At 25.0% G+C, this 15,231-nt stretch carries 9 protein-coding genes; 1 reads left to right on the top strand and 8 read right to left on the bottom strand.

The window, feature by feature from the left end; genetic code table 11:
• Positions 1–27: 27 nt before the first annotated feature.
• Positions 28–1,338 carry a phosphopyruvate hydratase gene (eno, locus tag AB4W65_RS01790; protein ID WP_367673453.1) on the top strand — a complete coding sequence of 437 codons (1,311 nt, stop codon included), beginning with the start codon at positions 28–30 and terminating at the stop codon, positions 1,336–1,338.
• A gap of 2,254 nt (positions 1,339–3,592) precedes the next feature.
• Here eno and cysC read toward each other — a convergent pair.
• The 8 genes from cysC to mutS all read right to left on the bottom strand — a co-directional run bounded on the left by cysC (position 3,593) and on the right by mutS (position 15,224).
• Positions 3,593–4,195: an adenylyl-sulfate kinase gene (gene cysC, locus AB4W65_RS01795; protein WP_367673454.1), complete on the bottom strand. Its 603-nt coding sequence runs from the start codon at positions 4,193–4,195 to the stop codon at positions 3,593–3,595.
• 33 nt (positions 4,196–4,228) lie between these two features.
• Positions 4,229–5,650: a sulfate adenylyltransferase subunit CysN gene (gene cysN, locus AB4W65_RS01800; protein WP_367673455.1), complete on the bottom strand. Its 1,422-nt coding sequence runs from the start codon at positions 5,648–5,650 to the stop codon at positions 4,229–4,231.
• 2 nt (positions 5,651–5,652) lie between these two features.
• Positions 5,653–6,561, bottom strand: coding sequence for a sulfate adenylyltransferase subunit CysD (gene cysD / locus AB4W65_RS01805; protein WP_367673456.1), 909 nt, complete (start codon positions 6,559–6,561; stop codon positions 5,653–5,655).
• 47 nt (positions 6,562–6,608) lie between these two features.
• The gene (cysG, locus tag AB4W65_RS01810; protein ID WP_367673457.1) at positions 6,609–7,979 is read right to left on the bottom strand and encodes a siroheme synthase CysG; all 1,371 of its coding nucleotides are present in this window, start codon (positions 7,977–7,979) and stop codon (positions 6,609–6,611) included.
• 129 nt (positions 7,980–8,108) lie between these two features.
• The gene (locus AB4W65_RS01815; RefSeq protein WP_367673458.1) at positions 8,109–8,843 is read right to left on the bottom strand and encodes a phosphoadenylyl-sulfate reductase; all 735 of its coding nucleotides are present in this window, start codon (positions 8,841–8,843) and stop codon (positions 8,109–8,111) included.
• A gap of 11 nt (positions 8,844–8,854) precedes the next feature.
• Complete coding sequence (gene cysI, locus AB4W65_RS01820) at positions 8,855–10,570, bottom strand: assimilatory sulfite reductase (NADPH) hemoprotein subunit (protein ID WP_367673459.1); 1,716 nt, start codon at positions 10,568–10,570, stop codon at positions 8,855–8,857.
• Positions 10,570–12,372, bottom strand: a complete 1,803-nt coding sequence (locus AB4W65_RS01825) for an assimilatory sulfite reductase (NADPH) flavoprotein subunit (protein WP_367673460.1) — start codon at positions 12,370–12,372, stop codon at positions 10,570–10,572. The genes cysI and AB4W65_RS01825 overlap by 1 nt, the downstream gene beginning before the upstream one ends.
• A 314-nt stretch (positions 12,373–12,686) precedes the next feature.
• On the bottom strand, positions 12,687–15,224 hold the full coding sequence (gene mutS, locus AB4W65_RS01830) for a DNA mismatch repair protein MutS (RefSeq protein WP_367673461.1): 2,538 nt from the start codon (positions 15,222–15,224) through the stop codon (positions 12,687–12,689).
• Positions 15,225–15,231: the final 7 nt, after the last annotated feature.

Here is a 15,231-nt window from a genome sequence, read left to right on the forward strand (position 1 = left end):
CTATTTCAAATAACAAAAGGAGAAAACATGTCTAAAATAATGAAAATTATGTCTCGAGAAATAATTGACTCTCGTGGTCATCCAACTATTGAAGCTGAAGTGCATTTAGAAGGAGGTTTTGTTGGCATGGCTGCATCACCTTCAGGAGCCTCTACTGGTTCTAGAGAAGCTCTTGAACTACGTGATAATGATCAATCAAGATTTTTAGGAAAAGGAGTAACCAAAGCTGTTACACTTATTAATGGACCTATATATTCAGCTATTTATAAAAAAGATGCCAGAGATCAAGAAAATATAGATAACATCATGATAAATTTAGATGGTACCAAAAATAAATCTAAACTAGGAGCTAATTCTATTTTAGCAGTATCTTTAGCAACAGCAAAAGCAGCTGCTGCAGCCAAAGGTATGCCTTTATATCAACATATTTCAGAAATTAACGGAACACCTGGAATATTTTCTATGCCCCTTCCTATGATTAATATCATCAATGGAGGTAAACATGCTAATAATAATCTAGACATACAAGAATTTATGATACAACCAATTGGATCTAAAAACATCAAAGAAGCTATTCGTATATCTTCCGAAATATTCCATATGTTAGCTCATGTTTTAAAAGAAAAAGGTTTGAATACAGGTGTAGGAGATGAAGGAGGGTATTCTCCAGAACTACCTTCCAATGATGCAGCATTAAAAATTATTAAAGAAGCTGTTGAAAAATCTGGATATATACTAGGTAAAGATATTGCCTTAGCTATCGATTGTGCAGCATCTGAATTTTATGATATTAAAACTAAAACATATAAATTAGAAAATGAAGAAAAAATTTTTACTTCTTATGAATTTACGAACTATTTAGAAAATTTAACTAAAAAATATCCAATTTCTTCTATTGAAGACGGGCAAGATGAATCAGATTGGAAAGGTTTTGCTTATCAAACAAAGAAATTAGGTAATCGAATACAGATAGTAGGTGATGACCTATTTGTAACTAACACTGATATTTTAAATAAAGGTATCAAACAAGGAATAGCTAATGCTATTTTAATTAAATTAAATCAAATCGGTTCACTTACTGAAACTCTTGCTGCCATTAAAATGGCAAAAAAAGCAAACTATGCTGTAATTATTTCACATAGATCAGGAGAAACTGAAGATGCATCTATTTCTGATTTAGCTGTGGGAACAGCGTCTGGACAAATTAAAACAGGTTCTGTTAGTCGTTCTGAAAGAACAGCAAAATATAATCAATTAATAAGAATCGAAGAAACATTAGGTAATGAATTTGCTCCGTTTAATGGAATAAAAGAAATAAAAAATTATAAATTTATTTAAAGAAAAATAAAATATTAATAAATAACCGGCTGAGCTATCTATTAAAATAGATAAAGCCTGTTATTTATTTTACTGTAAAAATAACAGATAAAAAAATAATATTTTCTGTTCAAGAGTGTTAAAATTAATTTTTAAAAAATGAAATTATAATTAATAAATATACCATTTATGTTCATATATTTATCGTTTGTAACGATATGTAATTAAAGAATTGCTAATCAGTATTTTTTATAACTAATTTTAAAAATTAACAATAGTAAAATACTATGAAAACATATATATAAAAATTTTATCTATTTTACTATATCTTTATGTATCTATCGATACATTATCGTTTATATAAATATAACTTAAATATTTTTTATCATAATATTTTTATATAAAATATAATTACCTTTAAGTGATAAATGATTTATCAAATTATTTTTCAAATGTAAGATACAAATATAATTTTTTTTAAAAACCAAGAAATATTTACCTTTTTACTATTTTTTTCAACTTATATAACGTTTATAACTATATAAAATATAGAATATACTAACTATATTTTTAATAATATTTAAAATATACATCATAATTTTTTTAAATAAATGTAACCAAATTAATTATATTGATATAAAGTAATAACAAAAAATTATGGTATCATTGATTTATATAAAAAATTATGAATAATTTCATAGATATCATATCTTTATTATATGAAAATGTAATAAACAAAAAATTTTTAAAAAAAATTAATAAATAAAAAATAATTATCAATACTAATACTAAGCACAGTAATAATCTTATTATAAGTAATGAAAAATAATAATTCATTTATTAATACTAACGTGATTATTTACAATTAAAATAAATTATTAACTAATGAGATAATTATCTTAGGATATATTTATAATTTATTTTGTAGGATATAAATCCTATGTCATACTTGATGAATAGTTATTATATTGCTATATATAATAAATAAAAAACGTTAATATTGATTTAAAAAAAATAAATTTTTATAACTAAGATACTATCTAAAATAGTAATATTAAAACTAAATAAATATTTAAAATCTTCATGACTAAAATCTTTTTAAATAAAAGATATTTTAATGTTCTATAAAATATTTTTTTAATAAATATTATTTAAATATTTTTAATTATTATTTTTTAATGGAAAGTATATTTATCAAATTCTATGAAACTAAATTTTAATCATATTAGATTTTTATTTAAAAATACGTAATTAGTAATTCATGTGCTAATTAAATAATGAATTATATTAATAAAAAAGATATACATCAATTATCACAATACTGTTATATAATAATTATTTCTACATAATACGTAATTAAGTAATATTTTTCAATGTAGATGTCTCAATCTATAAAATTTTATCTTTTAATATTTCCTATTATTAATAATAATAACAATTTAGATGGAATAAAACAAAAAATTAATTTTCATTCTATAATGAATACCGAATATATCTTAAAAAAGATATAATAATTTAAACATTTAAATAAAATATTAATGAAATTATTTTTTATAAATAATAATATTCATATATTCTATATATATCTAACCAATGTAAATCAATAAATATAAAATATAAAGTATTTAAAATAATATCTCTCAATATATTCAGAAAATATGTAATTCCTTCATACATCAAAAAAAAGAATATATTTTCAATAACAGAACAAACAGAAAAATTTAAAAAATAACTAATAAAAATTATTTTTAATTACACTAAGAATTATTTTTTTATCTTAAAATGAAATGATAAATATTAATAAAAAATTATTAAAATAGTATGTTCTTTTATATTAAAACATAATATAGATATATTTAATGCACCCTTCCATAACCAAACTTTAGTGTAATTATTTTTAAAAAATAATTTAATAATATTTTTTATTGTTCTAATATAATAGAAAAAAATTATTAAGTAATTTACTTTTTATTTTTGATAAAATTAAAAAAATGCTAAGTAATTTAGCATTAAAAACCAAAAATACAATTTTTCTTTTGACACTTAAAATATATTACTAATATTCAATACTAGTAATGATTTTTATTCATAATTATTAATTTTTTTATTATTTTATTTTCAATAATACATAAATATGATAAATATTATATATAATATTTTCTGATAATAGTTAATATCATTAAATGAATTAAAATAATTAATAAAATATATATTCTATATTATTCATTCATACCATACATTCCATAAAAGTATTTTTATGAATTTGACATTCATACTATAAAAATTTTTTTCTCTTTAATATATATAATATATCATTAATAATTTTAAAAAAAGAATCTTGTCCGCTTAAGTAAATATCTGGTTTATTAGGAATTTCATAATCAGAACCAATACCAGTAAAATTATTTAACAAATTTAATCTAGATTTTTTATATAAACCTTTTGGATCACGTTTTTCACAAATATGAATTGGAGTATCAACAAATATTTCAAAAAAATTATTACAACCTATAATATTACGAATATTTTTTCTATCTTTTCGATATGGAGAAATAAATGCAGTTAATACTAATAAACCCGAATCCACCATTAATTTTACTACTTCTGCTACCCTACGAATATTTTCTTTTCTGTCTTTCTTAGTAAAACTTAAATCTCTACAAAGACCATGTCTAACATTATCTCCATCTAACAAATATGTACTAATTTTTTTTTTATACAATACTCTTTCTAATTTGCTAGCAATAGTTGATTTTCCAGATCCAGATAAACCCGTAAACCAAAGTACACCAGATTGGTGATTATTTAATTTTTCACGTTCTTTTCTACCAATTGCATGTTTATGCCAAATGATGTCGTCTCTATATTTAATCGTCATTAACATTGCATCCTAATTATCAAACAAGTTTTCTTATACCCCCCAATGTGGAAAATATCTGGATATCAAAGAATGTAATTCCAATTCAAAACCATTAATATCTTTATTTTTTTCTACATGGTCTTTTTTTAATTTCTTTTTTATCATACCTGCAGCAATAGTAATATTATTTAATGGATCAATAATAATTAAGCTACCTGTTGTAGTATTAAAACTAAATAAATCAAATAATATCGGTTTTTCAAATTTAATTTCTACTACACCAATACTATTTAAGTATAAACTATTAGTTTTATTTCTTTTCAGTGTATTCACGTTAATATTATACAATATTTTTTTAATACACACACGTGTGTTTTGGTTCACTAATTTAACATTATATAATTTATTTAAACATAAATCCGTTTCGGACATCCAAACAATATAAATGATAGCTCTTTTTAAACAAATTAAATCTGAATCTAAATTAACTAACATATCTCCACGACTAATATCTATATTATCTTTTAATACTACAGTGATAGCCTGTTTTTCTTTTGCTTGATCTTGATCTCCATTACAAGTGACAATTCTTTTTATTTTTGATACCATACCAGACGGTAATACCTTTATTTCATCATCTAATTTCAAAATTCCTGAAACTAATGTACCAGAATAACCACGAAAATCTAAATTAGGACGATTAACATATTGAATAGGAAATCTAATATGTCTTTTCCTAGTTACATTATTGATTTTTACTGTTTCTAAAATATGCAATAATGTTGGCCCAACATACCAATTCATAAACTTACTTGCAAAAACTATATTTTCCCCAATAGTAGCCACTATAGGAATGAAAAAAATTTTTAATTTCTTTTTTAATTTATTAGAAAAAGATAAAAAATCTTGTTGAATTTTATCAAAAATATCTTTTTTGTAATTAACCAGATCCATTTTATTAACAGCTACCACTAAATAATTAATGCCAAATAGAGTAGCAATAAAACTATGTCTACATGTTTGTTCCAATAAACCTCTACGAGAATCTATCAGCAATATAGCAAGATCACAATTAGAAGCCCCAGTCACCATATTTCTAGTATACTGTTCATGACCTGGGGTATCCAAAATAATAAATTTTCTCCTATTTGTAGAAAAATAACGATATGCAACATCAATGGTAATACCCTGCTCCTTTTCTGCCTGTAATCCATCTACCAATAATGCTAAATCTAATTTATCCCCCTGAGTTCCATGTTTCTTACTATCACCATGTAAAGAAAGCAAATGATCTTCATAAATATGTTTTGTATCATATAACAATCTACCAATTAAAGTACTTTTACCATCATCTACACTTCCACAAGTTAAAAATCGTAACAAACTTTTCTTTTTATCTGAATCAATCCAATTTTTAAGAATTAATGTATCACTAATATTCTTTTTAATAAAAACATCACTTTTTTTATTCATATTTAGAAATAACCTTGTCTTTTTTTTAATTCCATAGAACAACTAATATCGTTATCAATTAATCTACCAGTTCTCTCACTTTTATTTATTATTAACATTTCTGCTATAATATCAGGAATAGTTTTAGCATTTGATAAATGAGCACTAGTCAAAGGCCAACATCCTAAAGTACGAAATCTTACCATTTTTTGTGTAACTTTCTCGTTTTTTTCAAAAACGATACGTTCATCGTCTATCATTAGCAACATACCATTTCTTTCTAAAATAGGACGATTATCAGCAAAATATAAAGAAACAATATGTATTTTTTCTGCATATATATATTGCCAAATATCTAATTCAGTCCAATTAGATAATGGAAATACCCTGATACTTTCTCCCTTGTTAATGTGACCATTATAAAGATTCCATAATTCAGGTCTCTGTTTTTTAGGATCCCATTGATGAGATGAGTCCCGAAATGAATATATACGTTCTTTAGATCGTGATTTTTCTTCGTCTCTTCTTGCTCCACCAAAAGCAGCATCAAAACTATATTGATTAATAGCCTGCTTTAATCCTTCTGTTTTCATGATATCGGTATATTTATTTGAACTATGTATAAAAGGATTTATACCCGAAGATAATCCTATTTTGTTAGAGTGAATAATTAGCTGAATTCCTAAATCTTTAACTACTTTATCGCGAAATTTATACATTTCAGAAAATTTCCAACCTGTATCAACATGTAATAAAGGGAATGGTATATTACCCGGATAAAAAGCTTTTTTAGCAAGATGTAACATCACTGAAGAATCTTTTCCTATTGAATATAACATGACAGGATTTTGAAATTCTGCTACTACTTCACGGATAATATAAATACTTTCTGATTCAAGTTGTTCTAAATAAGTAAATTTCTTTTTTTTCATATCATTTCTCAAAAATATAATGTAGATTATTTAATCTATTTTATAGATTAATTGAACCATTTTAATTTTTTATGTAATTTTACCACTTCACCAATAATTAAAATTGATGGATATGAAACACGTAATGATAAATTAGGAAGATTAGCTATGGTACCAATTAAAATCTTTTGATTTAAAGTAGTTGCCTGCTCAATCACAGCAACTGGTGTTTTTTTAAAAAAACCATAAATAATTAATTTTTTATAGATTTCATCTACGTTTGCTTTAAACATATATATTACTATTGTACTTGCGGAAGTAGCTAACTGAGACCAATTAATTATATCTAATTTATTATTCGTTCGATTACCAGTAATAAAAATAACACTATGAGCATAAGATCGATGTGTCAATGGAATACCAGAATACGCTGCAGCACCAATAGCCGCGGTAATACCAGGTACCACTTGAAAAGGAATAGAGTATTTTTTAAGAAACATTAATTCCTCTCCACCTCTACCAAATATAAAAGGATCACCTCCTTTTAAACGAACAACTTTTTTCCCTTTTTTTGCTAAAGATATTAATAATTCATTAATATCTTGCTGTGACATCCCTTTTATACCGGAACTTTTTCCTACATAAACACAATGTGCATCACGACGAACCAATTCTAATATTTCCTTACTAACTAAAAAATCATATAAAATATAATCCGCTTGTTGTATAACTTGTAAACCTTTTAAAGTCAACAAACCAGCATCTCCTGGACCAGCTCCTACTAAAATAATTTCTCCTATAGATACCTGAGGTGTCATTATTTCTTTATTTAAAATATTTATGGCATTATTAATATTACCACTTAATATCTGTCCAGAAAATGAACCATTAAATAAACGTTCCCAAAAAAAACGTCGTTCAGACGACAATATAAATTTTTTCTTAACTTTTTCTCTTATTGTTTTTGCTATATTTGCTATTACACCTAATTTTATAGGCAATAAAGACTCCATACGTTCACGTAACAAACGCGACAATACTGGTGCAAAACCACCTGAAGAGATTCCTATTATAATAGGAGAACGATCTATAATAGAAGGAAATATAAAAGAACATTTTGATTCATCATCTACAGTATTAACAAATATACATCTTTTATTTGACGCTATAAAAATTTCTTCATTTAAACTTCTATCATTTGTTGCTGCAATTACTAAAAATACTTGATCTAAGTATTTTTCTTTGAATCCAGTTTTTAACCATTTAATTTTGTTTTTTTTAAAAAATGATAATAATTCAAAACAAATTTTATAAGCAATAATAGTAATTATTGCACCTGTACGCAATAATAATAAAACCTTACGAGCTGCGACTGCTCCACCACCAACTATTAATATACGTCTGGATTTTAAATTAGCAAAAATAGGAAAGTAATTCACGTTGACCTAACTTTAAATGTATAAAAATAATTTACGAATAAAAATATTTTTGAATGAAAATTAATTAAAAAATTTCTATATGAAAATATATGATCATCGATAAATAAAAGATAATTTATTTTAATAGTATTATTCTACATGCAAACCACATTCACGTTTCAAACCAAAAAATCGCGTATCTTCTTCCTTCATTCCACATGAAGGCTTACTAGTTGTATGCACATCTCCTATTGATAAATAACCTTTATCCCACAAAGGATGATAACTTAAATTATTTTTTTTAAGATACTTAAATACTTTATGAGTATCCCAATCTAAAATAGGTAAAAACTTAAATATTTTTTTTTGCATACTAATAAAAGATAAATGATACCTACTACTAGATTGCTGACGACGAAGTCCAGCAAACCATGTTTTTGCTGATAAACTTTGTAAAGCCTCATTCATAGGTTCTACTTTGTTCACAGTATTATAGAATTCTATTCCTGTAATACCTTTTTCCCATAATTTTCCATATCTTGCTTCTTGCCAAGCCGCTGATATCTTTGAACGAAATACATGTAAATTTAATTTTAATTTATCAGTTAATTGATCAATAAAAATATAAGTCTCAGGAAAAAGATATCCAGTATCAATTAAAATAACAGGGATATCAGGTTTTTGTTGGATAATAAGATGCAAACATACCGCTGACTGAATTCCAAAACTAGATGATAAAACAAATTCCGAACATAAATTTTCTATTGCCCAAGCAATACGTTTCTCTGCAGAAATATTTTTTAAAAATATATTTATCTGAGAAAAAAAGTTATATTGTTCTTCTTTATTCAATGTATTAATTTCAAATAAATTCAAAGTAGACATAATAACCTCTTTTATTTTATCCAAAAATCAGTTTCTGAATTGATAACAGCTTTTACGATGCCAAATCGAATAACAAAATCACCAAAATATTCTTTATAATCTCTTTTCTCAGACCAAATTTTTATTAACTCCTCTAAATGATCCAGTATTTCTTTTTCAGTACAATTTTCAGCATATATCTTGGCAATGCGAGTACCGATATGATTACCACCTAAATATAAATTATAATGTCCAGGTGATTTTCCTATTAATCCAATTTCAGCCAATAAAGATCTACCACAACCATTGGGACATCCTGTAATCCTAAATACTATCTTTTCTTTTTCCATATTGTATTTTAATAAAATTTTTTCTATTTGAGTAATAAAAAAAGGTAATTTACGTTCTGCTTCTGCCATAGCTAAAGGACAAGTAGGAAAAGATACACAAGCCATAGAATTTTTTCTTAATTCAGTTATTTTATTTAACATGCCATGTGCAAAAAAAATATTTTCGATTTCTTTTTTATCTTTTTGATCAACACCTGCTATGATAATATTTTGATTTGCTGTCAAACGAAAATCACCTTTATGTATTCTAGCTACTTGAGCCAAAGCTGATTTAATAGACTGATCTGAATTATCAATAATCCGTCCATTTGGAATAAACACAGTAAAATGCCACTTATTATCAATACCTTCAATCCATCCAAAACGATCACCTCTAGTAGTAAAATAATAAGGACGAATACTATCAAACGTTATATGAGCCCTTTTTTCAACTTCTTTCTTAAACACATGAAATCCTACACGATGTAAAGTATATCTTGTTTTAGCATTTTTTCTATTAGTACGATTACCCCAATCACGTTGTGTTGTCACTATTGATTCAGATACAGATAATACTTTGTTAATAGGAATAAAACCAAGAGGAATAGCACAAGATGGCCATGTATTTTTATTCCCATGTTCGATTGATAAACCACCTCCAATTAATACGTTAAATCCTACTAATTTTCTTTTTTCTGCAATAGCTATAAAATTCATATCATTTGCATGTAAATCAACATCATTATGTGGAGGTATAACTATACTAGTTTTAAATTTTCTTGGTAAATATGTTTTACTGAGAATTGGTTCATGATCAGTGGTAGAAATCTTTTTTTTATCTAACCAAATTTCTGCATAAGCTTTAGTTTGTGGTAATAAGTGCTCAGATATTTTTTTCGCCCATTCATACACTTCATGATGCAATTCAGATTCAATAGGATTAGAAGTACAAATGACATTTCTGTTTACATCGTTAGCTGTTCCTAACGAATCTAATCCAATACTATGTAACATCTTATGTACAGACTTTAAATCTTTTTTAAAAATACCATGAAATTGAAATGTTTGACGATTTGTTAAACGAATAGTACGATATAAAGTTTTTTCAGTTGCAAATTTATCAATTTTTAACCATTGATTAGTAGTGATAACTCCAGCTGGTAACCGACAACGTAACATGATAGCATAACGTGGTTCTAATTTTTGTTCAATTCTTTCTAATCGAATATCCCTATCATCTTGTTGATACATACCATGGAAACGAATCAAAGAAAAATTATCACCATTAAATCCATTAGTAATACAATCTTTTAAATCTTCATTAATAGTTCCTCTTAAATAATTACTATTCATTTTTATACGTTCAAAATCAGTTAACTTTCCTTCAATATATAATTTTTTATTTTTTTTTTCTTTCATTAATAAAGATCTCTTTGGTAACGTTTGTCTTTCCGGAGATTATTTAAAAAATATTTAGCTTCATCTAAATTCATATTATTATATTGAATAAATATATCCAACAAAGCCAATTCTACACCTTTAGCCATATTGGACGCATCTCCGCACACATAAATGTAAGCTCCGTCTTTAATCCAATTCCATATTTTACCACCTTTTTCTCTAATTTTATCTTGTACATAAATTTTATTTATTTGATCTCTAGACCAGGCTAGATCAATATTAGTTAATAACCCTTTTTTAAAATATCTTTGCCATTCTATTTGATATAAAAAATCTTCAGTAAAAGACGGATTGCCAAAAAATAACCAGTTCTTTCCATTTGCATTTTTACTATCTCTTTCTTGCATGAAAGAACGAAAAGGAGCAATTCCCGTTCCAGCGCCAATCATAATGATTGGAATATTATGATCTTTAGGTAAACGAAAATGATCATTTTCAACAATAAAAACATTAATTATTCCATCTTCTTGCACACGATGAGTTAAATATCCAGAGGCTCCTCCCAAATATAACTTTCCTTGATCTAAATATTGTATTACCCTTACAGTAATATGTACTTCATTTTCCATTTCTGATTGAGACGAAGATATTGAATATAAACGAGGCTGCATGGGTCTTAAAATATCTAGAATACTTTGATTAAATGTATTAATAGGAGGAAATTGCCTTATCATATTAATGATAGATACAGTATTAGCATATATTCTTAATTTATCTTTATTCAAAACTATATCTTGTAATATCTTATTATTAGATAATTTAGCATATAAAGATACGACATTAATACTATTTACAGTAAGTTCAAAATTATTTTTTAATACATCATATATTATTTTTTTTTGCTTCTTTACCATTATTACAGTATTTTTTTTAATACTTAATAATTTTAATAATTCTTTTACTAATACAGGATCATTTTCATACCAAACACCCAACACATCGCCAGGTCGATAAATTATACCAGAATTACTGATATCTATTTCAATATGACGCACATCTCTTATGGAATTACGTCCAGTAATTTTTTTATTAACACATAATTTAGCTGAAAAAGGTTTTTCCTTCGTATAAGAAACAGAAGAAAAAATAGATTCTTTTTCTGCCGAAAAACTAGTGTTAATTTTAATATTTATATTTTTTAATAATTCACTAATCTTTTTAACTATATCTTTAAACCATTTTTGAGCTATTTCAGTATATTCAATATCAGCATCCACACGATCAAACAACCGAATTCCACCCAATTCATGTAATTTTTTATCAAAATCTTTGCTAGATTGACAAAAAAAATTATAAGAACTATCACCCAGTCCAAAAACACTATAATAAAAATTATTTAATTTAGGAGCCTTTTTTGACATCAAAAATCTATATAAATCCAAAGCTTCTTCTGGTGGTTCACCTTCTCCTTGAGTTGAAGTGATAATAATAAATATTTTTTCTTTATTAATTTTTTTAAATTTATAATCAAATGCATTTACTAATTTAGCTTTAATATCCTTTAATTTACATTCTTTATATAATAATTTAGATAATGCACGTGCGTTACCAGTTTGTGACGCAGATAATATCGTAACTATACATTCATTAGAAATAATGTTTTTTATGGGTAATGTATCTTTTTTTTGTTTAGATAATCCCCAAAAATAACCAGATAACCAAACTTGTTCTGTACTAGAAAAATTAGTACTTATCAACTCTAACATCGCTAATTTTTTTTTACTTAAAGGCAATAAATAATCTTGTTGAATATCTTCCATTGTATTATTACCTATATATTATTTTTTACTAAAAAAATTGAAATATATTTCATATAAAATTGTTTATAAAAAATAAAAAACAAATTATATATATACATATAGATATATCTCTGTATTAAATAAAGTTATTCATTGAATTAAAAAATTAATTCTTATAAAAAAACTAACATTATAATGTTAAATTAATATAATAATTTTGAATATCAATATATTATCTTGAACAAATATTATACTATGAAATAACTATATAATTATTTTTATAAAAAAATATATATTATGTATATAATACTCACCTTAAAAATATTAATATATATTTATATAATACTCTTCAAATAATAAATAATATCTAACGCTTGACGAGGAGATATTTTATTAGGATCCACCGTATTAATATATTCTAAAACAGAATTGTCTAATACTTTTTTAAGAAAATATTTTTTACAATTATTTTTAGACGATTCTACTAATTCTTTGAACTTTATTTTTGCCTGATTAATAATTGTCTCTGGTATACCTGCTAAAGAAGCTACAGCTAATCCATAACTCTTTTCTGTGGAACCATCTTTTATAGTATGCGTAAATGAAATACTATTATCATATTCGATTACTTTACAATGAACATTTTTAATTTCTTTAAATTTTTTTTCTAAATAAGTTAATTCAAAATAATGTGTAGAAAATAATGTAATAGATTTTATATGAATTATTAAATATTCAGCACATGCTAATGATAAAGATAAACCGTCATAAATCGAAGTTCCCCTCCCAATTTCATCTATTAAAACTAAACTATAACAACTAGCATTATTTAAAATGCTGGCCATTTCTGTCATTTCCATCATAAAAGTTGATTGACCCATTGATAAATCATCAGCTGAACCTACTCGTATAAAAATTTTATCAAACATACCAATAACTGCTGTTTTAGCGGGAACGTAACTACCTATCCATGCCATAATAACAATTAATGCTATTTGTCTCATGTAAGTACTTTTTCCTCCCATATTGCTACCTGTAATAATAATCATTCTATTATCTTTCGAAAGGAATACGGAATTAGGAATAAAAGGAGTATTTAATACTTCTTCAATTACAGGATGACGACTATCTAACAAAGAAATTATTGTTTTGTCTTTCACAATGGGACGTGTATAATTCATGGTAACAGAACGTTCTGCTAAATTAGTTAATACATCTATTTCTGCCAATGCCTGAGCACTAATTTGTAATTCATCTAAATAAGAAAATAAAATATCAAAAATTTCTTTATATAATATTTTTTCTAACTCTATACTTTTTTCCCCGGCAATGAAAATATTTTTTTCATAATTTTTTAATTCTTGTACAATATATCGTTCACAATTTTTTAATGTTTGACATTTTTGATAAAAATTAGGAATTAAATGACTGTGTCTTTTATTAACTTGAATATAATATCCAATAATTCTATTATTTCCAATTTTTAATGATTCTATTCCTAGAACACGTCTTGTTTTTATTTCAAAATTCTTAAGATACTGTTGTGCATTATTTTTTATCAATCTTAATTCATCTAATTCAATATTATATCCATTAGCTATTACGGAACCTTCACGAATTGATTTAGCAGGAGATGAAGATATAGCGCGGTTTAATAAATCTGACAAATTTATAAAATTTCCAATTAAATTAGATAAATATTGAATATGTCCCACATCAATGTTCATTAATATTTTTTTTATTTTAGGTAATTTTAAAAAAGTATCTCTAATAGAGATTAGATCTTTTGGTGATGCTGTATGTAACGCTATACGAGAAGAAATACGTTCTAAATCACAGATTTGATATAACATAGTTTTTAATTTATGATAAATATTTCGTAACGCTTGTATGCTATCTTGCCTATTTTTGATGATATCAACATTACGTCCAGGAGAATTTAACCAACGTTTTAACATTCTACTGCCCATAGACGTAGACGTGTGATCCAAGGTATGACACAAGGTGTTTTTATAACCTCCTGAAATGTTTTTAATGATTTCTAAATTTTTACGAGTAGATGCATTGATAATAATATAATCTTTTATATTATGTATTTTAATTGATTTTATATGAGGTAACAAAGAATTTTGTGTATTTTTGACATATTGGAATAAACAACCCGCTGCACATAAGGCTACACTCGCTATCTGTACACCGAAACCATTTAAAGTATTAGTACCAAATTGAAAATTTAATTGACGATGTGCAGTATCTAATTTAAATTCTAATAAGGAACGTTTACGCAATCCACGATTTTTTTTAATAAAATCATAATATAAAAATTTTTCGGGATATAATAATTCTTCAGGATCAGTCCGTTTTAATTCAGATAATAAATCTTCAGTACTACTGAATTCTGAAATAATAAATTCACCGGAACAAATATTTAAAGTAGCATAACCAAAAATATTATTTTCCATAAAAATTGATGCTAATAAATTATCTTTATTATCTTTCAAAAAGATATCATCGGTAACAGTTCCAGGAGTAACAATTCTAACAATTTTACGTTTTAATAATTTTTTCCCAGAAGAGGAGTCTTCCATTTGTTCACAAATTGCTACCGATTCACCTAATTTTATTAATTTTAATAAATAGATCTCTGCTGAATGATAAGGTATTCCAGACATAGGAATTTCTTTTCCTGCTGAATAGCCTCTTTTTGTTAAAGTAATATTTAATAGATTAGAAATTTTTTTAGCATCTTCATAAAATAATTCATAAAAATCTCCTATTCTATAAAACAATAGCATATCTGGATAATTATATTTTAATTTAAGATATTGTTGAATCATAGGTGTATGATGATTGATTTGATATTTTTTATTCATATATTTC

It is taken from the genome of Buchnera aphidicola (Pemphigus populi), from assembly GCF_964058935.1.
GTDB lineage: Bacteria > Pseudomonadota > Gammaproteobacteria > Enterobacterales > Enterobacteriaceae > Buchnera_C > Buchnera_C aphidicola_D.

Coding starts and splice junctions, on each gene's coding strand:
- AB4W65_RS01815 (WP_367673458.1), bottom strand. CDS start 8,843: ATGTCTACTTTGAATTTATTTGAAATTAATACATTGAATAAAGAAGAA.
- cysI (WP_367673459.1), bottom strand. CDS start 10,570: ATGAAAGAAAAAAAAAATAAAAAATTATATATTGAAGGAAAGTTAACT.
- AB4W65_RS01825 (WP_367673460.1), bottom strand. CDS start 12,372: ATGGAAGATATTCAACAAGATTATTTATTGCCTTTAAGTAAAAAAAAA.
- cysC (WP_367673454.1), bottom strand. CDS start 4,195: ATGACGATTAAATATAGAGACGACATCATTTGGCATAAACATGCAATT.
- cysD (WP_367673456.1), bottom strand. CDS start 6,561: ATGAAAAAAAAGAAATTTACTTATTTAGAACAACTTGAATCAGAAAGT.
- mutS (WP_367673461.1), bottom strand. CDS start 15,224: ATGAATAAAAAATATCAAATCAATCATCATACACCTATGATTCAACAA.
- cysN (WP_367673455.1), bottom strand. CDS start 5,650: ATGAATAAAAAAAGTGATGTTTTTATTAAAAAGAATATTAGTGATACA.
- eno (WP_367673453.1), top strand. CDS start 28: ATGTCTAAAATAATGAAAATTATGTCTCGAGAAATAATTGACTCTCGT.